Origin of the sequence: Krasilnikovia cinnamomea (assembly GCF_004217545.1) — a bacterium.
Lineage (GTDB): Bacteria > Actinomycetota > Actinomycetes > Mycobacteriales > Micromonosporaceae > Actinoplanes > Actinoplanes cinnamomeus.
The window spans coordinates 5,250,599-5,276,617 of record NZ_SHKY01000001.1; the positions used below are offsets into that span (position 1 = coordinate 5,250,599).

General features: G+C 73.1%; 26 protein-coding genes. 25 read left to right on the top strand and 1 reads right to left on the bottom strand.

Features of this window, described 5'->3' with window-relative positions:
• Positions 1–44 precede the first annotated feature (44 nt).
• The 16 genes from murC (at position 45) to EV385_RS24110 (ending at position 18,997) form a co-directional block, all read left to right on the top strand.
• Positions 45–1,472, top strand: a complete 1,428-nt coding sequence (murC, locus tag EV385_RS24035; RefSeq protein ID WP_130511508.1) for a UDP-N-acetylmuramate--L-alanine ligase — start codon at positions 45–47, stop codon at positions 1,470–1,472.
• A gap of 4 nt (positions 1,473–1,476) precedes the next feature.
• Positions 1,477–2,283 carry a cell division protein FtsQ/DivIB gene (locus EV385_RS24040; protein WP_242625043.1) on the top strand — a complete coding sequence of 269 codons (807 nt, stop codon included), beginning with the start codon at positions 1,477–1,479 and terminating at the stop codon, positions 2,281–2,283.
• A gap of 300 nt (positions 2,284–2,583) precedes the next feature.
• Entirely contained in the window at positions 2,584–3,711 is a 1,128-nt protein-coding gene (gene ftsZ / locus EV385_RS24045; protein WP_130511509.1) for a cell division protein FtsZ, read from the top strand.
• Positions 3,712–3,718: 7 nt separating this feature from the next.
• The gene (locus tag EV385_RS24050) at positions 3,719–4,447 is read left to right on the top strand and encodes a YggS family pyridoxal phosphate-dependent enzyme (protein WP_423203080.1); all 729 of its coding nucleotides are present in this window, start codon (positions 3,719–3,721) and stop codon (positions 4,445–4,447) included.
• Positions 4,448–4,662: 215 nt separating this feature from the next.
• Complete coding sequence (locus tag EV385_RS24055) at positions 4,663–5,346, top strand: cell division protein SepF (protein WP_130511511.1); 684 nt, start codon at positions 4,663–4,665, stop codon at positions 5,344–5,346.
• A 26-nt stretch (positions 5,347–5,372) separates the two neighbouring features.
• On the top strand, positions 5,373–5,678 hold the full coding sequence (locus EV385_RS24060; protein ID WP_130513523.1) for a YggT family protein: 306 nt from the start codon (positions 5,373–5,375) through the stop codon (positions 5,676–5,678).
• Positions 5,679–5,724: 46 nt separating this feature from the next.
• Positions 5,725–6,543 carry a DivIVA domain-containing protein gene (locus EV385_RS24065; RefSeq protein ID WP_130511512.1) on the top strand — a complete coding sequence of 273 codons (819 nt, stop codon included), beginning with the start codon at positions 5,725–5,727 and terminating at the stop codon, positions 6,541–6,543.
• 52 nt (positions 6,544–6,595) lie between these two features.
• Complete coding sequence (locus EV385_RS36160; RefSeq protein ID WP_242625389.1) at positions 6,596–7,855, top strand: hypothetical protein; 1,260 nt, start codon at positions 6,596–6,598, stop codon at positions 7,853–7,855.
• A gap of 220 nt (positions 7,856–8,075) precedes the next feature.
• On the top strand, positions 8,076–8,399 hold the full coding sequence (locus EV385_RS24075; RefSeq protein ID WP_130511513.1) for a DUF167 domain-containing protein: 324 nt from the start codon (positions 8,076–8,078) through the stop codon (positions 8,397–8,399).
• Positions 8,396–9,895, top strand: a complete 1,500-nt coding sequence (locus EV385_RS24080; protein ID WP_130511514.1) for a potassium/proton antiporter — start codon at positions 8,396–8,398, stop codon at positions 9,893–9,895. The genes EV385_RS24075 and EV385_RS24080 overlap by 4 nt, the downstream gene beginning before the upstream one ends.
• A gap of 372 nt (positions 9,896–10,267) precedes the next feature.
• Complete coding sequence (locus EV385_RS24085; RefSeq protein ID WP_130511515.1) at positions 10,268–10,690, top strand: TraR/DksA family transcriptional regulator; 423 nt, start codon at positions 10,268–10,270, stop codon at positions 10,688–10,690.
• Complete coding sequence (gene lspA, locus EV385_RS24090; protein ID WP_130513524.1) at positions 10,663–11,307, top strand: signal peptidase II; 645 nt, start codon at positions 10,663–10,665, stop codon at positions 11,305–11,307. The genes EV385_RS24085 and lspA overlap by 28 nt, the downstream gene beginning before the upstream one ends.
• 65 nt (positions 11,308–11,372) lie before the next feature.
• A complete protein-coding gene (locus EV385_RS24095; protein WP_242625345.1) occupies positions 11,373–12,257 on the top strand; it encodes an RluA family pseudouridine synthase in 885 nt (294 codons plus the stop codon).
• Between the two features lie 834 nt (positions 12,258–13,091).
• Positions 13,092–14,471, top strand: a complete 1,380-nt coding sequence (locus EV385_RS24100) for a MinD/ParA family ATP-binding protein (RefSeq protein ID WP_423203128.1) — start codon at positions 13,092–13,094, stop codon at positions 14,469–14,471.
• 85 nt (positions 14,472–14,556) lie between these two features.
• Positions 14,557–18,090 carry a DNA polymerase III subunit alpha gene (gene dnaE, locus EV385_RS24105; RefSeq protein ID WP_130511517.1) on the top strand — a complete coding sequence of 1,178 codons (3,534 nt, stop codon included), beginning with the start codon at positions 14,557–14,559 and terminating at the stop codon, positions 18,088–18,090.
• Between the two features lie 202 nt (positions 18,091–18,292).
• A complete protein-coding gene (locus EV385_RS24110; protein ID WP_165449572.1) occupies positions 18,293–18,997 on the top strand; it encodes a hypothetical protein in 705 nt (234 codons plus the stop codon).
• Positions 18,998–19,024: 27 nt separating this feature from the next.
• Here the strand turns inward: EV385_RS24110 and EV385_RS24115 are convergent, their stop codons facing one another.
• Positions 19,025–19,741 (bottom strand): LON peptidase substrate-binding domain-containing protein, encoded by a 717-nt coding sequence (locus EV385_RS24115; RefSeq protein ID WP_130511519.1) that lies wholly within the window; start codon positions 19,739–19,741, stop codon positions 19,025–19,027.
• A 199-nt stretch (positions 19,742–19,940) separates the two neighbouring features.
• On the opposite strand from EV385_RS24115, the gene hisD reads away from it, so the two are divergent.
• Genes hisD through hisF form a run of 9 tightly spaced genes read left to right on the top strand, consistent with a single transcriptional unit; the run spans position 19,941 to position 26,004 of the window.
• Positions 19,941–21,284 carry a histidinol dehydrogenase gene (hisD, locus tag EV385_RS24120; RefSeq protein WP_130511520.1) on the top strand — a complete coding sequence of 448 codons (1,344 nt, stop codon included), beginning with the start codon at positions 19,941–19,943 and terminating at the stop codon, positions 21,282–21,284.
• Entirely contained in the window at positions 21,281–22,369 is a 1,089-nt protein-coding gene (locus tag EV385_RS24125; protein ID WP_130511521.1) for a histidinol-phosphate transaminase, read from the top strand. The genes hisD and EV385_RS24125 overlap by 4 nt, the downstream gene beginning before the upstream one ends.
• Positions 22,366–22,977, top strand: a complete 612-nt coding sequence (hisB, locus tag EV385_RS24130) for an imidazoleglycerol-phosphate dehydratase HisB (RefSeq protein ID WP_130511522.1) — start codon at positions 22,366–22,368, stop codon at positions 22,975–22,977. Before EV385_RS24125 ends, hisB begins: the two co-directional genes overlap by 4 nt.
• The gene (locus tag EV385_RS34005; RefSeq protein WP_165449573.1) at positions 22,977–23,135 is read left to right on the top strand and encodes a hypothetical protein; all 159 of its coding nucleotides are present in this window, start codon (positions 22,977–22,979) and stop codon (positions 23,133–23,135) included. The genes hisB and EV385_RS34005 overlap by 1 nt, the downstream gene beginning before the upstream one ends.
• The gene (gene hisH / locus EV385_RS24135; protein WP_130511523.1) at positions 23,135–23,779 is read left to right on the top strand and encodes an imidazole glycerol phosphate synthase subunit HisH; all 645 of its coding nucleotides are present in this window, start codon (positions 23,135–23,137) and stop codon (positions 23,777–23,779) included. Before EV385_RS34005 ends, hisH begins: the two co-directional genes overlap by 1 nt.
• Positions 23,780–23,796: 17 nt before the next feature.
• Complete coding sequence (locus tag EV385_RS24140) at positions 23,797–24,114, top strand: hypothetical protein (protein WP_130511524.1); 318 nt, start codon at positions 23,797–23,799, stop codon at positions 24,112–24,114.
• 11 nt (positions 24,115–24,125) lie between these two features.
• Complete coding sequence (gene priA, locus EV385_RS24145; protein ID WP_130511525.1) at positions 24,126–24,851, top strand: bifunctional 1-(5-phosphoribosyl)-5-((5-phosphoribosylamino)methylideneamino)imidazole-4-carboxamide isomerase/phosphoribosylanthranilate isomerase PriA; 726 nt, start codon at positions 24,126–24,128, stop codon at positions 24,849–24,851.
• A complete protein-coding gene (locus EV385_RS24150; protein ID WP_130511526.1) occupies positions 24,848–25,246 on the top strand; it encodes a RidA family protein in 399 nt (132 codons plus the stop codon). Before priA ends, EV385_RS24150 begins: the two co-directional genes overlap by 4 nt.
• Positions 25,243–26,004 carry an imidazole glycerol phosphate synthase subunit HisF gene (gene hisF / locus EV385_RS24155; RefSeq protein ID WP_130511527.1) on the top strand — a complete coding sequence of 254 codons (762 nt, stop codon included), beginning with the start codon at positions 25,243–25,245 and terminating at the stop codon, positions 26,002–26,004. The genes EV385_RS24150 and hisF overlap by 4 nt, the downstream gene beginning before the upstream one ends.
• The last annotated feature ends 15 nt before the right edge of the window (positions 26,005–26,019 follow it).

Consider the following 26,019-nt stretch of genomic DNA (forward strand, 5'->3'; position numbering starts at 1 on the left):
GGTGGCCGGGCGATGAGTGACCGGGGAGCTTGGGGAGTGGAGCTGTGAACGCGGCGGAGCTGACGCCGGCCGGCGGGTTGACCGCCGAGGACCTCGGCACGGTGCACCTGATCGGCATCGGCGGGGTGGGCATGGGCGGGCTGGCCCGGCTGCTGCTCACCCGGGGGGTGCCGGTCTCCGGCAGCGAGCTGCGCGAATGGCCGGCCCTGGCCGCGCTGCGCGCCCTGGGCGGCACGGTCCACATGAGCCACGAGGCGTCCAACCTGGACGGCGTCGACACCGTCGTCTACTCCACCGCGATCCCGCAGGACCATCTGGAGCTGGTCGAGGCGCGCCGCCGCGGGCTGCGGGTGCTGCACCGCTCCGAGGCGCTCGCCGCGGCCATGACCAACCGCCAGACGATCGCGGTGGCCGGCACCCACGGCAAGACCACCACCACCTCGATCATGACGGTGATCCTGCAGCACGCCGGGCAGGACCCGTCGTTCGTCATCGGCGGGGAGATCTCCGAGGCCGGATCCAACGGCCACCACGGCACCGGGCCGCACTTCGTGGCCGAGGCCGACGAGAGCGACAAGTCGTTCCTCATCTACCGCCCGCACGTCGCCATCGTCACGAACATCGAGGCGGACCACCTCAACAACTGGGGCGACCTGGCCGGGCTCAAGGCGGGCTTCCTGCAGTTCGCGGAGCTGACCGACGCCGACGGGTTCGTGGTGACCTGCGCCGACGACCCCGGCGTGGCCGAGCTGATCGCGGCGCTGCGGGAGCGGGGCCGCACGGTCTTCACGTACGGGGAGTCCGCCGACGCGACCCTGCGCATCGCCGGGGTGGCCTCGACCGTGCAGGGGGTGCGCTACGAGGCGTTCCTGGAGGGCAAGCCGCTGGGCGAGCTGCACCTGGCGCTGCCCGGCCTGCACATGGGGCTGAACAGCGCGGCGGCCGTGCTCACGGCGCTGAAGCTGGGCATCGGCTTCGGCTCGATCGCCGAGGCGCTGGCCTCCTTCCCGGGGGTGCGGCGGCGCTTCGAGCGCAAGGGCAACGCGGCCGGGGTACGGGTGTACGACGAGTACGCGTACCACCCGACCTCGGTGACGGCGGCGCTGCGCACGCTGCGGGAGGTGGCGGGCGACGGGCGGCTGGTCGTGGTGTTCCAGCCGTACCGGGTGTACCGGACCCGGGATCTGCAGGCCGAGCTCGCCGAGGGGCTGGCGCTGGCCGACGAGGTCGTGGTGATGGAGGTGTTCGGCCCGGGCGAGGTGCGCGGGCCGGGCGAGGGCGGGGTGGCGCTGACCGCGGCGATCGACCTGCCCGACGACCGCAAGGTGTTCGTGCCGTCCTGGGCGGACGTCCCCGCCGAGGTGGTGCGCCGCAGCCGCCCGGGCGATGTGGTGGTCACCATGGGTGCGCCGCCGATCTCCCTGATGGGCGACGAGCTGCTGGCGGCGCTGGCCGAGGCCGACGGGCGGTAGCCCGGTGCCCGGCGGCCGCTCCTCCAAGATCCAAGGCAAGAACGTCGCGGGCGAGGGCCGCAACTGGCGGCTGGTGCGGGCGGATACGGACGCCGTGCCGTCGTCGGTGCGGCGGTTCATGGCGCGGGCGCGTCGCCGCAGGCTGCGCGCGGTGCTGCCCTGGGCGGTGGGCGCCGGGGTCGTCGGGGTGCTCGGCCTGCTGGTCTGGATGGTGTACGGGACCTCCCTGCTGGGCGTGCGCGAGGTGCGGGTGGTGGGCACCGAGACGCTGACCACGGCGCAGGTGGAGCAGGCGGCGGCGGTGTCGATGCGCGCCCCGCTGGCCAGGGTGGATCTGGACGCGGTGCGGGCCCGGGTGCAGGCCCTGGCGCCGGTGGACCGGGCGGTGGTGTCGCGGTCCTGGCCCGCCACGATCGAGATCCAGGTGGTGGAGCGGCGCCCGGTGGCCGCCGTCGCGGCGGGGCGGGACCGGTTCACGTTGATCGACGGTGCCGGGGTGGCGTACCGGACGGTGTCGGCGGCGCCGTCGGGGCTGCCGCTGGCCCGGCTCGCCGCGCCCGGGCCGCAGGACGTGAACACGCGTTCGGCGTTGACCGTGCTGTCCGCGCTCACCGACGAGCTGCGCGAGCAACTGGTGGAGATCTCCGTACGGGCGCCGGCGCAGATCCGGCTGGAGCTGCGCGGGCACCGCACGATCATCTGGGGTGACGAGACGCAGAGCGCGACCAAGGCGACGGTGTCGACGGCGTTGCTCAAGCGCCCCGAGAACACGATCGACGTGAGTGCGCCGGAGGTCGTGACGCTGCGCTGACCATCGATCGGTCCTGACCGATCGATCGGACATTGCGCTCTAAACGCCGCATTGGGCCCGAGGTTACGGGTGAGTCGGATACTCATCACGTAAGGGGACGCCGACACGCCGGGGCGGTTCTTGGATCGGGACTGACGGCCGAATACGTTGCGTCGAGAGGTTGAGAGGTTGACATAACTCTAAGCCTCTAGTAGAGGGTGAGGGTTTCCTCGCCCTCCCTTGTACGGAGCGGACACGAGGCGGTCTGGCCGACCGCGGGGCCTTCGCGTCCGCCAACCCTGGAAGGGATGGCTGAGCCCGATGACACCTCCACACAACTACCTTGCGGTCATCAAGGTCGTCGGTATCGGCGGCGGCGGCGTGAACGCCGTGAACCGCATGATCGAGGTCGGGCTCAAGGGCGTCGAGTTCATCGCGATCAACACGGACGCCCAGGCGCTGCTCATGAGCGACGCCGACGTCAAGCTGGACGTCGGCCGGGAGCTGACCCGCGGGCTCGGCGCGGGAGCCCAGCCCGAGGTTGGCAAGAACGCCGCCGAGGACCACCGCGACGAGATCGAAGAGGTGCTCAAGGGCGCCGACATGGTGTTCGTGACCTGCGGCGAGGGCGGCGGCACCGGCACCGGTGGCGCGCCGGTCGTGGCCAACATCGCCCGCAAGCTCGGCGCGCTCACCATCGGCGTGGTCACCCGGCCGTTCTCCTTCGAGGGCAAGCGCCGCCAGGTGCAGGCCGAGTCCGGCATCGACGAGCTGCGCAACCAGTGCGACACCCTGATCGTCATCCCGAACGACCGGCTGCTGGCGCTCGGCGACCGCGGCATCAGCATGATGGACGCGTTCCGCCAGGCCGACCAGGTGCTGCTCTCCGGCGTCCAGGGGATCACCGACCTGATCACCACCCCCGGTCTGATCAACCTGGACTTCGCCGACGTCAAGAGCGTCATGAGCGGCGCGGGCAGCGCGCTCATGGGCATCGGCAGCGCGCGTGGGGACAACCGCGCGGTGGAGGCCGCCGAGAAGGCCATCTCCAGCCCGCTGCTGGAGCAGAGCATGGACGGCGCCCGCGGCGTTCTGCTGTCCATCGCGGGCGGGTCCGACCTGGGCCTGTTCGAGATCAACGACGCGGCGCAGCTGGTCACGGACGCGGCCCACCCGGACGCCAACATCATCTTCGGTGCCGTCATCGACGACGCTCTCGGTGACGAGGTGCGGGTCACGGTCATCGCGGCGGGCTTCGACGGCGGCACCCCGTCGTACAAGCCGGCCGAGCCGGCGCGCAAGGCGCAGCCGGCCGCCGCACCTCCCGCCGCCGCCCCGACCTCGCCGGTGCCGGTGAACAACCCGCCGCAGGCGGCCACCACCCCGCCGCCGCGCCGGGTGCTCTTCGACGATGTGGACGTCCCGGACTTCCTCAAGAACGGGTCCTGAGGGCGGCGTGACCGCCGCTGACCGCCGTAGTCAACTCGCCACCGCCCGGCAGGAGGTACAGCAGCGGATCGCCCGCGCGTGCACGGCGGCCGGCCGCGATCCCGCCGAGGTCACCCTGGTCGCCATCACCAAGACGTACCCGGCCTCGGACGTCCTGCTGCTGGCCGAGCTGGGGATCACCGACGTGGGGGAGAACCGCGATCAGGAGGCCGCGCCGAAGGCCGCCGAGCTGGTGGCCGCCGGGGCGCGGGTGCGCTGGCACTTCGTGGGCCAGTTGCAGCGCAACAAGGCGCGTTCGGTCGTCCGCTACGCCGACGTGGTCGAATCGGTCGACTCGGTGCGGCTGGCCACGGCGCTGGACCGGGCCGCCGCCGAGTGTCGCACCGCGCCGCTGGACGTGCTGGTGCAGATCAGCATCGACGGTGACGCCACGCGCGGCGGTGCGGTGGCCGATGTCGACGACCCCGACCGGGGCCTGTGGCGCGTCGCCGACGCCGTGGCCGCCGCCGGCGCGCTGCGACTGGCGGGCGTGATGGCGGTGGCGCCGCTGGACTGGGAGCCGGACCGGGCGTTCGCGACGCTGTCCGGGCTGGCGACCCGGCTGACCGAGCGGCACCCCGGTGCCACTGTGGTCTCGGCGGGCATGAGCGGGGACCTGGAGGCAGCCGTCCGGCACGGAGCGACACACGTCCGGATCGGTAGTTCTTTGCTCGGGATGCGCAACACGCTGCGGTAGCCTTGCGGCGGGCAGCAAACTACATACGTGTTGTTTCGCGCGACGTGCCTCCACGATGGCCGCGGCGCCCGACGACGGCACAGCGTCGCAAGCGGGACCCGTATCGGGTCCGCGGGCAAGCGGGGCGCGGCACGCCGAGGGGGAGTGGGCCGCACCACGGACGGAGGTTCTGGGGGCATGGGCACGAGGTTCGCCGTATGGGACGAGGTGGGGGCATGAGCGCGTTGCGGAAGGCCGGCGTCTGGCTCGGCCTCGTCGAGGAGGATGACGAGCGCTACGACGACCGGGGATACCGCGAGAGTGGTTACCGCGACCGGGACCGGGACCGCGATTCCGGCTACCGGTACGCGGACGAGTTCGCCGACGAGGAGGACGACGTCGACGACGCCCCGGCGCTGCCGCGAGCCCGCAACTTCGAGCGGTCCCGGCCCAGCGAGCGCCTGTCCCGGATGGACCTCGACCGCGAGGAGGCCCGCGCCGAGCGCGCCAGCGTACGGTCGATCACCCGCCCCTCGACTACGGCGAGTGAGGCCGGCGGCGCGCTGAGCTACCAGACGCGCGACAACCTCGCCCTGGCCCCGCAGACCCAGGTGCCACCGCGCCCGGTCGAGGAGGAGCAGCGGTACCAGATCACGACGCTGCACCCGACGACCTACCGGGAGGCCCGGACGATCGGGGAGCACTTCCGGGACGGGGTGCCGGTCATCATCAACCTCACCGAGATGGACGAGGGGGACGCGCGCCGGCTGGTCGACTTCGCCGCCGGACTGGCCTTCGGGCTGCGCGGTACGATCGAGCGCGTGACCAACCGGGTTTTCCTGCTCTCACCGGCAAATGTCCAGGTCACTGCGGAGGACAAGGCCAAGATCGCTGAGGGCGGCTTCTTCAACCAGAGTTGACCCTAACGAGGGATCCGCCAGTCGTGCTGTTGTCGATCGTGTTCCAAGTCCTCTTTCTGATGGTCTACGTCTTCTTCCTGACGCTGCTGGCGAGGTTTGTCCTGGGTGCGGTCCTGCAGTACGGCCGCAGGTGGCAGCCGGGGCGGGGGGCGTCCGCGGCACTGGAGCTCGTGTGGAGCGTCACTGATCCACCCTTGAGGGCGTTGAGGCGTGTGATCCCACCGCTTCGAATTGGTACCGTGAGCTTGGACCTGGCGTCCCTGGTCCTGCTGGTTATCCTGTTCGTGCTTTTGTACTACGTGTTAGCGAACCTGATCGTCCGCTTCAGCTGATGATGAGGTACGCCCCACGCGGCCGCGACTGACCCGAGGAGTTTCGATGCCGCTGACCCCGGCCGACGTGCACAACGTCGCCTTCAAAAAGCCCCCGATCGGCAAGCGGGGGTATGACGAGGAGGAGGTCGACGCCTTCCTAGACGAGGTCGAGCGCGAACTCGCCCGTCTCATCGAGGAGAACAACGAGCTGCGCGCGCAGGTCGAGCGCGGCGGCGGGCGGGGCGGCGCGCCAGCCGTCTCGGGCGCCGACCCCCGGCTGGCGGCGGAGCTCAACGACATGAAGACCCAGCTCGACCGCGTGCAGCGCGACAAGGCGGCGGCCGAGCAGGCGGCGCGGCAGATGCAGGCCGAGCTCGAGCAGGTCCGCGCCCAGGGCGTCGGCGCCGGTCCCACCCCTCCCGGCGGCGACGGCGAGCAGCAGGCGCTGCGCGTGCTCATGATGGCTCAGCGCACCGCGGACGACCACGTCGCGGACGCCCGCCGCGAGGCCGACAAGCTGCTCTCCGACGCGCGTTCCAAGGCCGAGGAGGTCACTCGCGAGGCCCGCGCCAAGGCGGACGCCCTCGAGCGGGACGCGCGCCAGCGCCACCAGGAGGCCATGGGTGGCCTGGACGCGAAGCGCTCGGCCCTGCAGAAGCACATCGAGGAGCTCAAGCAGTTCGAGCGCGAGTACCGCACCCGGCTCAAGGCGTACCTGGAGAGTCAGCTGCGTGACCTCGACGGTCGCGGCCAGGGGCTGGAGGCCGAGATGGCGCGGGCCGACGCCAACCGTTCGGTGGGCGGCTCGGGTGGTCTCGCCGCGGCGGGCCTGGCCGGCTCGTACGGCGGCGGCCGCGCCAACTCCATCGAAACCGGCCGCTGACCCTCCACCTCCTCACCAATCGTGACGGACCGACTGCGGCGGGGATGAGCCCATGATCGTTGCCAGTCTGCTGCTCATCCTCGTCGCGGTGACGCTGCTTGTTTTCGGCGTCGCCGGCGGGTCGAGCATGCTGCTCATCAGCTCCATCGTGGCCAGCCTGCTGGCCGCGATCGCGCTGGTCGCGGGTGCCCGCCGGGCATCCGCACGCCGGGCCGCGGCCCGCGACGTCGGCGCTGCGCTCCGCCCGGCCTCCGGGTCGGCGAGCCGCACCGGCGGGCGCGACGCGGCCGACGCCGGTGGCGGGTCGCCGCATGCCGAATCCGCGGCGTTCGCGGACCGGACCGCCCCCACCGGGTCCGGCGCCGTGGCCTACGCGGCCGAGTCCGGTGCCGTCGCTTACGCGGCCGAGTCCGGTGCCGTCGCCTACGCGGCCGAGTCCGGTGCCTCGGTGCCGGGCGCTGCGGTGACCTACGCGGACGAGCCGGATGCCTCGGACCCGGCAGGTTCCGTGACCTACCCGGACGAAGCCGACGCCCCCGCGTCCGGCTCGGCGAGGTACGCGGACCTTGCCGACCTCGCGGGTGATGACGAGTTCGCCACCGCGACGGCCGACAGCGGGACCTATCTGGAGCGCGACGCCCACGAACGACCGGGCGCCGACGCGGCGGACGCCGACCCGCTGGACACCGGCGCCGCCGACTACATGTCGCTCAGCACGGTGGCGGAGGACCCGGCGCCCGGTTACGCGGACACCCACGACGCGCCCGGCACCGACCGGCCCGATCTCGACCGGCCCGACCTCGACCTGGCCCGCGCCGACGCGCTCGGCAGCGTCGGGACCGAGCCGGACGACGACCACACCGGGCACCGCGACCACCTCGACTACGACCGCGCGTCGTCCGTCATCGACGCGGCCCGCACCCAGGACCCCGACGAGTCCTGGCGACGCGAGCCCGCAGCCGCGGCGGAGCACCTCGACACCGTCGAGGACCGCCCCGCGGCCACCGCGTTCGGTGCCGGTCCGGCGTTCGACGGGCGGATGGAGGAGTTCGGCGAGCCCGACCCCGACGACCCGGCCGACGAGCCGCTGCCGCAGGCCGAGCGGGCCGCGGACGCGGTACGCATCGCGCGGATGGACGCCGAGGTCCTGGTCGTCGACGGCCGGCCGCGCTACCACGTCCCGGACTGTCCGCACCTGGTCGGGCGGCTCACCGAACCACTGCCCGTGGCCGAGGCGGTGGAGCTCGGCTTCACCCCGTGCGGCCTGTGCCGTCCGGTCGACCGCCTGCTCGCGGCCGCCGCCCGCGGCTGACCCGCCGCATCCGGTTCCGGCCGCTGATCCGGCCGGGTCCGCCGGTTCGCGAACCAGCGCTGCGGCCGGGTTGACCCGGTTCGCGAATCACCGCTGCGGCCGGTTCGCCCGGTTCGCGAACCACCACCCCGGCGGAACCGGCTGTGCCGGGACACCAACGGCGGACCCCGCCGTACCGCCCCGGCGGAGATCGGCACAATGAGGCGTGACCAACCGGCGCGTGCCCTCACCCGGAACCCGGGACGTATCCGTCCCGGTCCGGGTGCGACCGGGCGCGGGCCGGACCCGGGTGGGCGGCCGGTACGACGGCCCGCACGGCCCCGCGCTGATCATCGCGGTCGGTGCCCCGGCGGTGGACGGCAAGGCCACCGAGGCGGTGCGCCGCGCCCTCGCTGACGCTCTCGGCGTGCGTCCGTCCGCCGTGACGCTGCGGCTGGGTGCCACCAGCCGCGACAAGGTCTTCACGGTCGACTCCGACGCCGCCGACCTCGCGCCGCGGCTGGCCGCCCTGCGCGACGGGGCCACCGGCACCGGGCCGGTGTGACCGGTCACCTGGACGTCGCCCTGCTGATCGGGGCTGCCGTCCTCCTGGTCGCCGTGGCGGCGGTGCGTCTGTCCACCCGCGTCGGGCTGCCGAGTCTGCTGGTCTACCTGCTCATCGGGATCCTGCTCGGCGAGGCGGGGCTGGGCATCCGGTTCAACGACGCGGAGCTCACCCGTACGCTCGGCTTCTGCGCCCTCATCGTGATCATCGCGGAGGGCGGGCTGACCGCCCGGTGGAGCGCGCTGCGCCCCGTGCTGGGCCTGTCCGCCACGCTGGCCACCCTCGGGGTGGCGGTCAGCATCGTCGTGGTCGGGGTGGTCGTGCACCTGCTGCTCGGCCTCGACTGGCGGCTGGCCCTGCTGTACGGCGCGGTGCTGTCCTCGACGGACGCCGCCGCCGTGTTCGCCACGCTGCGCCGCCTGCGGCTGCCGCCCCGGCTGGTGGCGACGCTGGAGGCGGAGTCCGGCATGAACGACGCGCCGGTCGTGCTGGTGGTGGTGGCGCTGGCCAGCCCGGCCGTGGCGGCCGCCTCCTGGCACGAGCTGCTGCTCTTCTACGAGCTGGCCGCGGGCGCCGCGATCGGCCTGTTCGTCGGGGCGGCCGGGCGCTGGCTGCTGCGCCGGGCTGCGCTGCCCTCGGCCGGGCTGTACCCGATCGCGGCCGTCGGGCTCACGGTGCTGGCGTACGCGGCGGGCGCGGTCGCCCACGCCTCGGGGTTCCTCGCGGTCTACGTCGCGGGCGTCGTGCTCGGCAACGCCCGCCTGCCACACCGCCGGGCCATCCTCGGCTTCGCCGACGGGCTGGCCTGGGTGGCGCAGATCGGGCTGTTCGTGCTGCTGGGCCTGCTGGTGTCGCCGAGCCGGCTGCCCGGCGCCCTGGTCACGGCCCTGGTCGTCGGTGGCGCCCTGGTGCTGCTGGCGCGTCCCCTGTCGGTGGCCGTCTCGGCGCTGGTGGTGCGCGGTGCGCCGGGCTGGCGGGGGCAGGCGTTCCTGTCCTGGGCGGGCCTGCGTGGCGCGGTGCCGATCGTGCTGGCCACCATCCCGCTGTCGGTGGGCACCCCGGGCGCTGAGAAGCTGTTCGACGCGGTCTTCGTACTGGTGATCATCTTTACCCTGGTGCAGGCCGGGACCGTCGCCTCCGTGGCCCGGTGGCTGGGGATCACCGCGCCGGCTGAGGCGGCGGAGGTGCAGGTGGAGTCCGCGCCGCTGGAGAACATGCACGCCGACCTGCTGCAGATCGGGGTGGCGCCGGGCTCGCGGTTGGCGGGGGTGCACATCGATGAGTTGCGCCTGCCCGTGGGCGCCGTGGTGACGCTCGTCGTCCGCGAGGGGGCCGGATTCGTCCCCACCCCGGACACCCGGCTGCGCACCGGCGACACCCTGCTGATCGTGACGACCGCCGACGTACGGGACGCGGCCGAACGGCGGCTGCGCGCGGTCAGCCGCCGGGGGCGGCTGGCCCGCTGGTTCGGTGAGGATGGCCGGGAGGAGCAGTGAGTACGGCGTGTCGGCTGTCTGACCAATCGTCCGGGTAGTTTTCGCCCCGGTTTGGGGTATCCCGGGCGGTGCGCCAGGTTGTCGTGGACCTGCACGTTCCGTATCCTTGCGAACCTCCGGTGTGCGCGGCGGCTTCGTGCACGCCGTTTGTGCACGTGAAGATCATGGCGCAGGCCGTTCGTGCCTGTCAGGGATCATCGTGCACGCTTTGCACGTGAGGGATCATGGCGGCGGTCGGCCCACCGGCCGCCCGGCCGGGCGCGGGGGTGCGCCGGGCCAGACAAGAGGGACAGGTGGGCACGGGCGGTGACGACGCCCGGCGCAGGTCCCGTGAACCGCCGATGCCGCGCTCGTCGCGGCGAGGGAGCGACGATGGCCAAGGCAACCGACACCAGGCCCGCCTCGACCGCCAAGGCCGGGACGAGGCGGTCCCGCAGCGCCGCGGAGACCGAGAAGATCCGCGTGGCGCTGATCGAACGCCGGGACGAGCTTCAGGGCGAGTACGACCAGACCCTCACCGAGATCGCTGAGCTGCAGCGTGAGCGGCTGACCGACTCCGCGGGCGACGACCAGGCGGACACCGGGACGAAGACTTTCGAGCGCGAGCAGGAGATCACGCTGGCCAACAACCTGCTTGAGCGGATCAACCAGGTGGAACGCGCCATCGACCGGCTCGGCGAGGGCAACTACGGTTGGTGCGAGCGGTGCGGCAACGCCATCCCCGTCGAGCGGCTGGCCGCGTTCCCGTCCGCGACCCTGTGTGTGTCCTGCAAGCAGTTGGAGGAACGACGCTGAACGCCGACGAGGCAGCGGGCGGAACCGCGGTGAGCCCGCCCGGGCCTCAGACCCCGCCCGGCCCCGCGCCCAGGGCCGTGGCGGTGCTCGCGGGCACCGCCGTGCTGGCCGTCGTGACGGATCAGATCGTCAAGGAGATGTCCGTCCGCCACCTCGACCCGACCGAGCCGGTCCGCGTGCTGGGCGGGCTCATCTACCTGTCGCTGCTGCGCAACAGCGGGGCCGCGTTCAGCCTGGGCAGCGACTACACGTGGGTGTTCCCGCTGATCACCTTCGCGGTGATCGGGTGGATCGCCTGGATGACCCGGCGGCTGCGCTCGGTGCCCTGGGCGGTCAGCCTGGGTCTCGTGCTCGGCGGCGCCCTCGGTAACCTGGGCGACCGGCTGTTCCGGGCACCCGGCCCGTTCCAGGGACACGTGGTGGACATGATCAGCGCCTTCGCGCCGTACGGTGAGCGTTTCGCGGTGTTCAACATCGCCGACAGCTGCCTGACCGTCGGCGTCTGCCTCGCGATCCTGCTGGAGCTGACCGGTCGCCAGCGCGACGGCAGCCGGGCCCAGCGGGCCGCCGATCCCGGTCCGGGCAACGGCCAGGCCACGCCCGAGGTGCGTCCGTGACCGCACCCGGCCTGCGTCCCGCGGGGGACCGGCGTTCGCTGCCCGTGCCCGACGGTCTCGACGGCATGCGCCTCGACCAGGCGGTGTCCCGGCTGTTCGGGCTGTCCCGGACCGCCGCGGCCACCCTGGTGGAGGCCGGCGACGCCCTGGTTGATGGCATCCCCCGGCCCAAGAGCGACAAGGTGAGCGCCGGCGCGTGGCTGGAAGTGACGCTGCCCGCGCCCGTGACCGCCCCGGCCGTGGTCGCCGAACCGGTGCACGGCCTGCGGATCGTCTACGACGACGACGACATCGTGGTGGTCGACAAGCCGGTCGGGGTCGCCGCGCATCCGAGTCCGGGCTGGACCGGGCCGACCGTGGTGGGCGGGCTGGCCGCCATGGGCCAGCGCGTCGCGACCAGCGGCGCCGCCGAGCGGCAGGGCGTCGTGCACCGGCTCGACGTCGGCACCACCGGCCTCATGGTGGTCGCCAAGAGCGAGCAGGCGTACAGCGTGTTGAAGCGCGCGTTCAAGGAGCGCGAGGTGGACAAGCGGTACCACGCGGTCGTGCAGGGCCATCTGGACCCGCTGCGCGGCACCATCGACGCGCCGATCGACCGGCATCCGAGCGCGGACTACAAGTTCGCGGTGATGTCCGGCGGCAAGCCGAGTGTCACGCACTACGACACCCTGGAGGCGTTCCGCGCCGCCAGCCTCGTCGACGTGAAGCTGGAGACCGGCCGCACCCACCAGATCCGGGTGCACTTCGCGGCGCTGCGACACCCGTGCGTGGGGGATCTCACGTACGGGGCGGATCCCACCCTGGCGGCCCGGCTGCGGCTGGAGCGGCAGTGGCTGCACGCGCGGGAGTTGGCCTTCCTGCACCCTCGTACGTACGACGAGGTGCGGTTCGTCAGCGACTACCCGGCCGACCTGGAACAGGCGCTCGACGCGCTGCGCGACGCCAGCTGACGGCGGCGCCTCGGGCCGGCGCGGCGCCCGGGGCCGGTCCTGGCGTGCGCCGGGCCGCCGCGGCGGTTGCCCCGCCGGGCGATACGCCGCTACCCTCGTCGTCCGGGCCCGATGTGACGTATGCCTCACCGGCTGATCCCCGCGGGGGGTCCGGGCCGTCCTTCCCGGTAACGGAGGAGAGCACTGCCGTGGCGCCGCAGCGGCGCGACCGGCCGCCGAAGGTGCCCGTCCGCGACGGTGGGGAGCATCCCGAGGCCCGCCCGGGCGTTAGACCCACGTCGGCGCCCCAGTCGGGTGCGCCGGCCGCACGGACGGGTGCACGCGCACCAATGGATCTGCCGCCGGTGGTCAGTAACACCGGCGGAAGGCTTTCGGGAGTGGCCTGAATAGGGTTCGCCTCCGTAGCCTGTCTAGGGCGGTGACGCCCGTCCGGGACACACCGAGTCGGCGCAGGGAGGACGATCCGTGGATGGGACCGAGACCGGCTGGGGCCGGCCTGCGGAACCAGCCCCGCGATGGCGGGCGCTACTCGATCGTGCGCGCCACGCGTCCCGGACCCCCGAGGAGACCAACGGCGCCGACCGCGACGAGCACGGGGAGCCGCAGCGTCCGGCGCCCGGCGCCCACCCGCTGCCCAGCCGGCCGGTGAGCCCGCCGGACCGGCGCCCGGTCAATCCACTCGACCCGCGCCACCCGCGCCAGTCCGAGCCGCCGCGACCCGGGCCGGAGCCCCGGCCGGTTAATCCGTTCGACCGCCGCCCGGTCAACCCGCTGGACCGGCGGGTGGGACGGACCGTGGACCCGCGTCCGGTCAGCCCGGCCGAGCCGCGCCCGATGAACCCGCTCGACTCCCGGCGGCAGGCGCTGCGCGCCGAGGGTTTCCCCGCTCGCCCGGACGGCTACGGCCCGCGCCCCGACGGAGCGCCCGGTCAGGTCGAGGGGCCCGGCGGCACCAACGGGTTCCCGGGACGAGCGCCCGGCCAGCCGCCGCGCCCCGACAGCCTGGCGCCCCGCGCCGACGGGTTCGCGCCTCGCCCGGACGGTCTCGGGGCTGCGGTCGAGGGGTACGCGGGCCGCGCCGACGGTTTCCCCGGTCGTCCTGACGGCCTTCCCGGTCGTATTGACGGACTTCCCAGCCGGAGCGGTCGCGCCGGGCGTTCCGACGGTCTCGCGGGGCGGGTCGAGCCCGAGCAGGCGCACAGCTTCTTCAATCCCGCGACCCGCGCGGTGCCGCCCCCGATCGCCCGGGTGACCCCGGAGAACGGCTACCCGGCGGCGCGCGCCGCCGCCGCGGTCGGCCCGGCGTCCGTGCTCCCGCCGCCCGCCCCCGCCGCGCCGCCCGCCCCGGCGGCGCCCACCTCGCCCGCTCCGGCCCGCATCGAGTGGCGGCAGGCCCGCTCCGATCAGGACCTCGACCGGGCCGTCGCGGTGATGCGGCGCAAGCTGGGCACGCCCCGGGTGCTGGCGTTCGCCAACCCCAAGGGCGGGGTGCACAAGACCACCGCCACGGTGCTGGCCGCGGCCACCATCGGCAGCGTCCGGGGTCGCGGCGTGCTGGCCTGGGACGACAACGAGCTGCGCGGCACCCTGGGCCTGCGGGCGGGCAGCGCCCGGCACGCCCGGACGATCCGGCACCTCATCTCCGACCTGCTGACCATCGAGAACCTGCACGGCGACACCCTGCTGGAGGAGCTGGACGCCTACCTGCGGCACGCCTCCGACGGCTCGTACGACGTGCTGGCGGGCGAGGAGAATCCGCGCTTCGCGCAGCGGCTCGACCAGCACACGGTGCGCCGGGTGATGGACCTGCTGCGGCGTACCCACGACGTGATCTGTGTGGACACCGGCAACAACGTGGAGAGCGTCAACTGGCAGACCGTGATGAAGGCCGCGGATCAGCTGGTCATCACCACGGTGCCGCGCGAGGACGCCGCGTTCACCGCCGACTGGATGCTGGACCTACTGGACGAGACCGGCATGGGCGACATCGTGGCCAACGCGGTGACGCTCATCTCCTGCCCGTCGCCGGGCAGGCTGCCGCTGCTCGACGACCTGACCAAGCACTTCGCGACCCGGACCAGGGCGGTGGCGGTGGTGCCGTACGACCCGGCCCTGGAGGTCGGCTCGTCGATCGAGTACGGCGACCTGCAGCCGGAGACCCGGGCGGCGTGGCTGCGCGCCGCCTCGGTGATGATCGAACCGTTCGCGCAATGACCCGGGTGTCCCCCGTGCCGGATGTCGGGGGTCGGGACTAGGCTTCCGTCGTCGGTTGTCGGCCGGGCGAAAAGGGGGCTGCCGGGTGTCTGACTCGTTCGTGCACCTGCATGTGCACACCGAGTATTCGATGCTCGACGGAGCCGCCCGGCTCAAGGATCTGTTCGCCGAGGCCAACCGCCTCGGCATGCCCGCCGTGGCGATCACCGACCACGGCAACATGCACGGGGCGTACGACTTCTACAAGCAGGCCACCGCGGCCGGGGTCACCCCGATCCTCGGCGTCGAGGCGTATGTAGCCCCCGAGTCGCGCTTCCACAAGCAGCGGGTCAAGTGGGGCCGCCCGGAGCAGAAGAGCGACGACATCTCCGGTAACGGCGCGATCACCCACATGACGATGTGGGCGCGCAACGACGTCGGCCTGAAGAACCTGTTCCGGCTCAACTCGCGCGCCTCGATGGAGGGCCACTACGTCAAGTGGCCCCGGATGGACCTGGAGCTGATCGGCGAGCACGCCGAGGGCATCATGGCCACCACCGGCTGCCCGTCCGGCGCGGTGCAGACCCGGCTGCGGCTCGGGCAGTTCGACGAGGCGCTGCGCACCGCCGCGGCGTACCAGGAGGTGTTCGGCAAGGAGCACTTCTACCTGGAGTTGATGGACCACGGCCTGGACATCGAGCGCCGGGTCCGCGACGGCCTGCTGGAGATCGGCCGCAAGCTGGGCATCCCGCCGCTGGTGACCAACGACTCGCACTACACCCACGAGGCGCAGGCCGAGGCGCACGACGTGCTGCTGTGCGTGCAGACCGGCAGCAACGTCGCCGACCCCAACCGGTTCCGCTTCGACGGCGCGGGCTACTTCGTCAAGAACGCCGACCAGATGCGCGCGGTGGACTCGTCCGAGGCGTGGCTGGAGGGCTGCCGCAACACGCTGCTGGTGGCGGAGAAGGTCGACACCACCGGCATGTTCACCTTCAAGAACCTAATGCCCCGCTTCCCGGTGCCGGACGGGGAGACCGAGGAGAGCTGGTTCCGCAAGGTGGCCTTCGAGGGGCTGGCCCGCCGGTTCCCGGACGGCATCCCGGAGACCCACGTCAAGCAGGCCGAGTACGAGCTGGGCGTCATCATCCAGATGGGCTTCCCGTCGTACTTCCTCGTGGTGGCCGACTTCATCCAGTGGTCGAAGCAGCAGGGCATCGCGGTGGGCCCGGGCCGTGGCTCGGCCGCCGGTTCCCTGGTCGCGTACGCGATGGGGATCACCGACCTGGATCCGCTGCCGCACGGGCTGATCTTCGAGCGGTTCCTCAACCCCGAGCGCGTCTCGATGCCGGACGTCGACATCGACTTCGACGAGCGCCGCCGCGGCGAGGTCATCCGGTACGTGACGGAGCGCTGGGGCGACGACAAGGTCGCGCAGATCGCCACGTTCGGCACGATCAAGGCGAAGGCCGCGATCAAGGACTCGGCCCGGGTGCTGGGTTATCCGTACGCGGTGGGCGACCGGATCACCAAGGCCATGCCCCCCGCCGTAATGGGCAAGGACATCCCGCTGACGGGCATCTTCGACCCGGAGCACAAGCGGTACTCCGAGGCGGGCGAGATCCGCACGCTGTACGAGACCGACCCGGACGTCAAGAAGGTCATCGACACCGCCCGCGGCATCGAGGGCCTGATCCGGCAGACCGGCGTACACGCGGCCGGGGTCATCATGAGCGCCGAGCCGATCATCGACCACATCCCGCTGATGCGCCGCGACGCGGACGGGGCGATCATCACGCAGTTCGACTATCCGACCTGCGAGACGCTCGGCCTGCTCAAGATGGACTTCCTGGGCCTGCGCAACCTGACGATCATCGACGACGCGGTCCGCAACATCGAGCTCAACCACGGCACCAAACTGGACCTGCTGGCGCTGAAGCTGGACGACAAGGCGACGTACGAGCTGCTGGCCCGCGGCGACACGCTGGGCGTGTTCCAGCTCGACGGCGGCCCGATGCGCTCGCTGCTGCGGCTGATGAAGCCGGACAACTTCGAGGACATCTCCGCGGTCCTCGCGCTGTACCGGCCCGGCCCGATGGGCGCGAACTCGCACACCAACTACGCGCTGCGCAAGAACGGCCAGCAGGAGATCACCCCGATCCACCCGGAGCTGGAGGAGCCGCTCAAGGAGATCCTGGGTCCCACGTACGGCCTGATCGTCTACCAGGAGCAGGTGCAGCGCGCCGCGCAGATCCTGGCCGGGTACTCACTCGGCAAGGCCGACCTGCTGCGCCGGGCGATGGGTAAGAAGAAGAAGGAGGTCCTGGACAAGGAGTTCATCCCGTTCCGCGACGGCATGCGCGCCAACGGGTACTCCGATCAGGCCATCCAGGCGATCTGGGACATCCTCGTGCCGTTCGCCGACTACGCCTTCAACAAGGCGCACACCGCCGGGTACGGCCTGGTGTCGTACTGGACCGGCTACCTGAAGGCGAACTACCCCGCCGAGTACATGGCCGGGCTGCTGACCAGCGTCGGCGACGACAAGGACAAGATGGCGATGTACCTGGCCGAGTGCCGGCGCATGGGCATCCAGGTCCTGCCGCCGGACGTCAACCAGTCCGCGGGCCCGTTCACCCCGGTCGGCACCGACATCCGTTTCGGCCTGGCCGCGGTCCGCAACGTGGGCCACAACGTGGTCGAGGCGATCGCCCGCTGCCGCAAGGAAAAAGGCGACTACGCCGACTTCTACGACTTCCTGTCCAAGGTGGACGCGGTCGCCTGCAATAAGAAGACAGTGGAATCGCTGATCAAGGCCGGGGCCTTCGACTCGATGGGCCACACCCGCAAGGGACTGCTGGCGGTGCACGCGGAGGCTATCGACGCGTACGCCGACGTCAAGCGCAACGAGGCGGCGGGCCAGTTCGACCTGTTCGGGGCGTTCGGCGACGACGCCGGGGCGGGCTCGGCCACGGTCGCGATGCCGGTGATCGGCGACAGCGAGTGGGACAAACGCGACAAACTCGCCTTCGAGCGCGAGATGCTCGGCCTGTACGTCTCCGACCACCCGCTCGCCGGGCTGGAGCAGATCCTCGCCGGGGCGGCGGACACCACCATCGCCGCGCTCAACGAGGAGGGCTCGATCCCGGACGGCCAGGTCGTCACGCTCGCGGGCATCCTCACCGGCGTCCAGCGCCGGATCACCAAGCAGGGCCGGGCGTGGGCGTCCGCCACGCTGGAGGACCTGGCCGGCGGGGTGGAAACCCTGTTCTTCCCCAACACGTACGAGGTGATCGGGCAGTACATCGCCGAGGACGCCATCGTGGTGGTCAAGGGCCGGGTGGACCGGCGCGACGACACACCCCGGATCATGGCGATGGACATGTCGATGCCGGACGTCTCGCACTCGTCCGACACGAAGCCGATCACCCTGACCATGCCGATCACCCGGTGCACCCCGCCGCTGGTCGACCAGCTCAAGGAGATCCTGGTCAGCCACCCCGGCGACGCCGAGGTGCACGTGCACCTGCAGAACGGCGCCCGCACCACCGTGATGCGCCTCGGCGGCGTCCGGGTGGCGCCCACCACCGCGTTGCGGGCCGACCTGAAGACGATCCTCGGGCCGGCCAGCGTGAGCTGACCGGGTGCGTCCAGGGTCGGCACAGGCGGCATCCAGCCGGACCTGGCAGGATCGGGGGGTGAACCCCAGTCAGGAGCCGGCGTCGCCGCATGGCGTTGAGCCGCCGCACCCGGCTGCGCCGCAGGGCGCGGACAGGTCGTACCCGCCTTCCCCGCCCCGCGTGGAGCCGTCGTACCTGATACCGCCCCTCGACGTTGCGCCCGTGGACCCGGCGGGGCCGGTCGGCGGCTGGGAGACGCCACAGCCGCCACCGCCCGCGCCCCGGCCGTGGCGCCGTACCGTCTCGGTGGGTGCCCTGACCGCGCTCGTGGTCGCGCTGGCCGGGGTGCCGCTGGGCCTGATCTGGACCTGGCTGGCCCCGTCCGTTCCGGTGCTCAACGCCGGGGCGCCCGGCATCGTGGTCAACGACCCGTCGCCGGAGGAGTACATCGCCGCGGACGGCTGGTTCGCCATCCTCGGGTGCGCGTTCGGCCTGGTCGTGGCGATCACCGCGTGGCTGGTGCTGCGCCGGTACCGCGGGCCCGTGCTGTTGCTGGGGGTGACCGTGGGGGCGCTCGGCGCGGCCGTGACGGCGTGGGCGGTGGGCCGGGAGGTGGGCCTGCACGCGTACCAGCAGTGGCGGGAGTCGTCGGCGCCCGGGGCCACCTACGCCGCGCCACCGGACCTGCACGCGTTCGGCACGCTGCTGGTGCCCGCGTTCGTCGCGGTCATCGTGCTGACCCTGATGGCGGGCTGGGCGAGCGACCCGGACCTGCAGCGCCCCGGTGCCCGCCCCGGACCGGGCCACGGCATGCCGCCGTACCTGTCCGGGCCCGAACCGGGCCACGGGACGCCGCCGCCGTATCTCTCCGCGCCCGCCGGTGATCTGCCGCCGCACCACCCGGGCGCCGGTCCCCCTCACCCCTGATGCACCGAGGCGACCAGACGCCGTGGGTCAGTTGGGGCTGGCGGGACGGGCGAGGTCCGACAGCGGTACGGGAACCGCGCGCACCCGGGCCAGCAACCCCGCTTCCCGGTTGAGCAGGCGCAGCTCGGCGCGCAGCCGGGTGGTCGTGTCCGGCGCCGCCAGCAGATCCTGCCGTTCCTCCAGGGTCAGCTGGGCGGTCGCCGCGACCAGGTGCGACAGCACGGTCGGGTCGTCCGGCACCTGCTCCAGCACCTCCGACTCGGGCCGCAGCAGGTCCAGGTACGTCCGCAGGGCGGCCAGCACGCGGGGGGCGAGCGCGTCCGCCGCCGCGTCGGCCCGCTCCTCGTCGGGCAGCCACTCCACCTCGGCGGTCAGGTACGGATGCGCGTCGGCCTCGACGCTGAGCACCCGGAACCGGCGCCGGCCCACGGTCACGATGTCGAACCGGCCGTCCGGCAGCTCGGTGACCTGACGCAGTTCGGCGGTGCAGCCGACGTCGAACAGGTGGGCCGCGGTGACCGGCTCCTCGTCCACGAAGGGTTCGCCATCGTCCTCGACGGACGCCTGCGGGGTCTCCCAGCCACGGCGCAGCGTCACCACGCCGAACTCCTGCGGTCCGTCGCCGGTGGCCGCCACCAGCTCACGGACCAGCACGCGATACCGCTCCTCGAAGATGTGCAGCGGCAGCACGAGGCCGGGGAAAAGGACCGTGCCCAGCGGAAAGACCGGCAGAATCGTGCCCACGGTGCGAGCGTATCCGCCCGGTGCGGCGACACGCGCGGGCCGGGGGGTGATCTTCGCGGGTCGTCGCCGCAAAAGCCGCGAAGCGTCGGCCGAGCATTCGACGGGGCCGGCCACGGGTCTGCGGTGGCCGTGGCGGGGCGGTCCCACGCCCTGGAATGCCACCGGTCCCGCGCGTGGCGCCCGGCCTAGACTGGGGTCCGTGTTGAACCGGATTGACCTGCGCGGCTCCCGGCGGGACCCGCGCGGCCTGCTGCCCCGAGCCCAGCTCGACGTCTCCGTCGCGGTGGAGAAGATCCGCCCGGTCGTCGAGGCGGTCCGCGAGCATGGGTTCCCGGCGATCCGGGAGGCCACGGAGCGCTTCGACGGCGTACGCCTGGAGCGGTTGCGGGTGCCCGCTCCCGCGATCGCCGCGGCCGCGGACGGCCTCGACCCGGACGTGCGCGCCGCCCTGCTGGAGGCCATCGCCCGGGCCCGCAAGGTGCACGCCGACCAGCGCCGTACGGATGTCACCACCCAGGTGGTGCCCGGCGGCACGGTGACCGAACGCTGGGTGCCGGTGTCCCGGGTCGGCCTGTACGTGCCGGGCGGCCTGGCGGTCTACCCGTCGACCGTGGTGATGAACGTCGTCCCCGCCCAGGAGGCGGGCGTCGAGAGCCTGGTGGTGGCGAGCCCGCCACAGCCGGACAACGGCGGCCTGCCCGACGCCCGGGTGCTGGCGGCTTGCGCGCTGCTCGGCGTCGACGAGGTGTACGCGGTCGGCGGCGCCCAGGCGGTCGCGATGCTCGGCTACGGCTGCACGGGCGCGGACGAGTCGGACCGCTGCGAGCCGGTGGACGTCATCACCGGGCCGGGCAACATCTGGGTGACCGCGGCGAAGCGGCTGCTGCGCGGCGTCGTCGGCATCGACGCCGAGGCGGGGCCGACCGAGATCGCGATCCTGGCCGACGACACCGCCGACCCGGCGCACGTCGCCGCCGACCTGATCAGCCAGGCCGAGCACGACCCGCTCGCGGCCAGCGTCCTGGTCACCGAGTCGACCCCCCTGCTCGACGCGGTCGAGGCCGAGCTGGGCCGCCAGGTCGCGGCCACCAAGCACGAGGCCCGGGTACGCGAGGCGCTGACCGGCGTGCAGTCCGGCGTGGTGCTGGTCGACGACCTGGAGCAGGGCCTGCGCGTGGTGGACGCGTACGCGGCGGAGCACCTGGAGATCCAGACCCGGGACGCCCGCACGGTCGCGATGCGGGTCCGCAACGCCGGTGCGATCTTCGTCGGGGCGTTCTCGCCCGTGTCGCTGGGCGACTACGCGGCCGGTTCCAACCACGTGCTGCCCACCGGCGGTTGCGCCAGGCACTCCTCGGGGCTGTCGGTGCAGTCGTTCCTGCGCGGCATCCACGTCGTCGAGTACGACGAGGCGGCGCTGCGCGACGTCGCCGGGCACGTGGTGGCGCTCGCCAACGCGGAGGACCTGCCCGCGCACGGCGACGCCGTCAAGGCTCGTTTTCAGCCCGACTCTGGGCGGTCGGACGGGAGCGACCGGGCGTGACCACGATCGATGATCTGCCGATCCGCGACGACCTGCGGGGCCGCAGCCCGTACGGCGCGCCGCAGCTCGACGTGGCGGTGCGGCTGAACACCAACGAGAACTCGTACCCGGTGCCGGACGCGGTGGTGGACGCCATCGCCAAGGCGGTGCAGGCGGAGCTGCGCGACCTGAACCGCTACCCGGACCGCGACGCGGTCGCGTTGCGTACCGACCTGGCCGCCTACCTGGGCCACGGGCTGAGCGCGGCGCACGTGTGGGCCGCCAACGGCTCCAACGAGGTCCAGCAGCAGCTGCTGCAGGCGTTCGCCGGGCCGGGGCGCACCGCGCTGGGCTTCGGACCGTCGTACTCGATGCACCCGCTGCTGGCCGCGGGCACCGGCAGCCGCTGGGTCGGCGCGCTGCGCGACCCGGACTTCGGGCTCACGCCGGAGTCGGCGGTGGCCCAGCTCGCCGAGCACGACCCCGACCTGGTGTTCCTGTGCTCACCGAACAACCCCACGGGCACGGCGCTCGACCCCGCGGTCGTCGACGCGGTGCTGGCGGAGGCCCGGGGGATGGTGGTGGTGGACGAGGCGTACGCGGAGTTCGCCCGCCCCGGCACCCCCAGCGCGCTGGCCCTGCTGCCCGGGCACCCGCGCCTGGTGGTCACCCGCACCATGAGCAAGGCGTTCGGGTTCGCCGGTGGCCGGCTCGGCTACCTGGCCGCCGACCCGGCCGTGGTCGACGCGGTGCAGCTGGTGCGGCTGCCGTACCACCTCTCCGCGCTCACCCAGGCCGCCGCCCGCGCCGCGCTGGCGCACCGCGCGGCACTGCTGGACACGGTCGACGCGATCAAGCAGCAGCGCGACCGGATCGTGGCCACGCTGCGCGGGCGCGGCGTGCGGGTCGCGGACAGCGACGCGAACTTCGTGCTGTTCGAGGTGGGCGGCGACCAGCAGGCGGCGTGGCGGCGGCTGTTGGAGCACGGGGTGCTCGTCCGCGACGTCGGGCTGCCCGGCTGGCTGCGGGTGACCGCGGGTACCGAGTCCGAGACCGACGCGTTCCTGTCCGCGATGGACAAGGCTGTGATGGAGACCGAGGCATGAGCCGTACCGCCCGCATCGAACGCGTCACCAAGGAGACCAAGGTCCTCGTCGAGATCGATCTCGACGGCACCGGTCAGGGGGAGCTGAGCACCGGGGTCGGTTTCTACGACCACATGCTCAACCAGCTCGCCAAGCACGGCGGCTTCGACCTGACCGTACGCACCGAGGGCGATCTGGAGATCGACGCGCATCACACCATGGAGGACACGGCGATCGCGCTGGGCGAGGCGTTCGCCGCCGCGCTCGGCGACAAGGCCGGGATCCGACGGTACGGCTCGGCCACGATCCCCATGGACGAGGTGCTGTGCCGCGCCGCGGTGGACCTGTCCGGGCGGCCGTACGTGGTGCACGAGGAGCCGGCGCTCGCCCCGTACATCGGGCCGGTGTACCCGACGAGCATGACCCGGCACATCTTCGAGTCCTTCGGCCACGCCGCGAGGGTGACCCTGCACGTCAGTGTCCTGCGGGCGGCCCGCGAGGGCGGCCACCCCGACGCCCACCACGTGGTGGAGGCGCAGTTCAAGGCGTTCTCCCGGGCGCTGCGCGAGGCCGTCGAGATCGACCCGCGCAACGCCGGGGCGCTGCCGTCCACCAAGGGCGTGCTGTGATGGCGATCGCGCTGTTCGCCCTCGCGGGCATCCTGGTCGGCGGCGTCATCTCGCTGGTACGCCAGGGCGCCACGAAGTTCAGCATCGCCGTCGTCGCCGTGCTGGCGGCGCTGGCCGCCGCGGGTGGCGTGGCCTGGCTCATCCCGGGGGAGAGCTGATGGCCTCCGTGGTGGTGCTCGACTACGGCTCGGGCAATCTGCGCTCCGCCGAGCGGGCGCTGGCCCGTACCGGGGCCGAGGTGACGGTCACGGCCGACCTGGCGGCCGCCGCGGACGCGGACGGGCTGGTGGTGCCGGGGGTCGGCGCGTACGCGGCGTGCATGGCGGGCATCGAGGCGCTCGGCGCCGGGCCGGTCATCGCCGAACGGGTCGCCGCCGGGCGCCCGGTCCTGGGCATCTGCGTGGGCATGCAGATCCTCTTCGACTCCGGCGTCGAGCACGGCGTGGAGACCAAGGGGCTGGGGTTGCTGCCCGGCGCGGTGACCCGGCTGGCCGCGCGGCGGATCCCGCACATGGGCTGGAACACGGTCGCCGCCGCCCCGGGTTCCCGGCTGGTCGCGGATGCCGGGCCGGACACCCGCTTCTACTTCGTCCACTCGTACGCGGCCGGTGACCTGGACGCGCTGCGCGACGTGGGTGCGCTGGTCACCACGGCCGTGCACGACGCGCCGTTCGCGGCGGTCGTCGAGCACGGCGTCCTGTCCGCCGCCCAGTTCCATCCGGAGAAGTCCGCGGACGCGGGCTTCGCGCTGCTGCGCAACTGGGTGTCGACGCTCGGTTCGCCCGGCGAGCAAGGCCCCTGAGTGAGTAAGGTCCGTGAGTGAGTAAGGAGCGGGCCCGGCGGCGGGCCGCCCGGCTCGCCGTCGCGGAGAAACAGAAGGCCAGCCGGGCGCGCCGGGTGGCCCGACGGCAGCGGCGGCAGGCGGTGCAGCGCGCCCTCACTCCGCGCCGGCGCGGCACCGGCCGGCTGCACCGGCGCAGCCGCGCCGAACGTACCGGCATCCTGCTGGTGCCCCTGGCCGCCGCGGTCGCGGTCTGGGTGCTGGTGCCCGGGATCGCGCTCCGCGTGGCCCTGACCGCCCTGATCGTCCTCGTCCTGCCCGCCCTCGTGGTCCTCGTACTCGGGCGCCGTTCCTAGGAGACAACACCGTGACCCTGACCCTGCTGCCCGCCGTCGACGTCGCCGACGGCCAGGCCGTCCGCCTCGTGCAGGGCGCCGCCGGCTCCGAGACCAGCTACGGCGACCCTCTCGACGCGGCGCTGGCCTGGCAGAACGACGGGGCGACCTGGGTGCATCTGGTCGATCTGGACGCCGCGTTCGGCCGTGGCTCCAACGCCGGGCTGCTGGCCGACGTGGTCGGCCGCCTCGACGTGAACGTGGAGCTGTCCGGCGGCATCCGCGACGACGAGTCGCTGCGCCGGGCGCTGGCCACGGGCGCCGCCCGGGTCAACATCGGCACGGCCGCCCTGGAGGACCCCGAGTGGTGCGACCGGATCTGCGGCGAGTACGGCGACCGGGTGGCGATCGGCCTCGACGTGCGCGGCCGGACGCTGTCCGCGCGGGGCTGGACCCGCGACGGCGGTGACCTGTACGACGTTCTCGCACGGCTCGACAAGGCCGGGGCGGCCCGTTACGTCGTCACGGACATCACCAAGGACGGCACGATGCGCGGGCCGAACCTCGACCTGCTGCGCGAGGTGTGCGACGCCACGGACGCGCCGGTCATCGCCAGTGGCGGGGTGTCCACCCTCGACGACCTGCGCGCCCTGGCCACCCTGGAGCCCATCGGGGTGGAGGGTGTGATCGCCGGCAAGGCCCTGTACGCGGGGGCGTTCACGGTCCGCGAGGCCCTGACCACCCTGGCCGCCGCATGATCGCCCGGTACGGCTCCGGCGGCCGGTGGGAGCAGGCGTACGGGTACTCCCGCGCGGTGCGCGCCGGGGACCGGGTGGTCACCGCGGGCTGCACCGCCACCGTGGGCGGGGTGGTGCAGTGGGTCGGCGACCCGGGCGCGCAGACGCTCACCGCGTTCCGGATCGCGCTGGACGCGCTCGCGGAGGCGGGCGCGTCGATCGAGGACGTGGTCCGCACCCGCATGTACGTCACCGACACCGCGCACGCCGAACCGGTGGGGCTGGCGCACGGCGAGTTGTTCGCCGAGGTCCGGCCCGCCACGACGCTCGTGGTGGTGGCGGCGCTGCTGCACCCGGACATGCTGGTCGAGGTGGAGGTCGAGGCGCTGGCCCGGCCGGAAGGGGAGGCGCCGTGACGGTGGCGGTACGGGTCATTCCCTGCCTCGACGTGGACGCGGGCCGGGTGGTCAAGGGCGTCAACTTCGTGGACCTGCGGGACGCGGGTGACCCGGTGGAGCTGGCCGCCGCGTACGACGCGCAGGGCGCGGACGAGCTGACGTTCCTCGACGTGACCGCCTCCTCCGACGAGCGGGCCACCATGCTCGACGTGGTCCGGCGCACCGCCGAGTCGGTGTTCATCCCGCTCACGGTCGGCGGCGGGGTGCGTTCGGCGGACAACGTCGACACCCTGCTGCGCGCGGGCGCGGACAAGGTGGGTGTCAACACGGCGGCCATCGCCCGGCCGGAGCTGATCTCCGAGATCGCGGACCGGTTCGGCAACCAGGTGCTGGTGCTCTCCCTGGACGTGCGGCGCGCGCCGGGCACCGACAGCGGCTGGGAGGTCACCACCCACGGCGGGCGCCGCAGCGCGGGCCTGGACGCGGTGTGGTGGGCGCGGCGGGTGGCGGAGCTGGGTGCGGGGGAGATCCTGCTCAACTCGATGGACTCCGACGGCACCAAGGCGGGCTTCGACCTGGAGCTGATCGCGGCGGTCCGGGCGGTGGTCGACATCCCGGTGATCGCCAGCGGTGGGGCGGGTACGGCCGCACACTTCCCCCCGGCGGTCGCGGCGGGGGCCGACGCGGTGCTGGCGGCCAGCGTGTTCCACTTCGGAGAGCTCACCATCGGCGAGGTCAAGGACGGCCTGCGGGCCGCGGGCAACCCGGTCCGCTAGCCCGCGGCCCGGCGG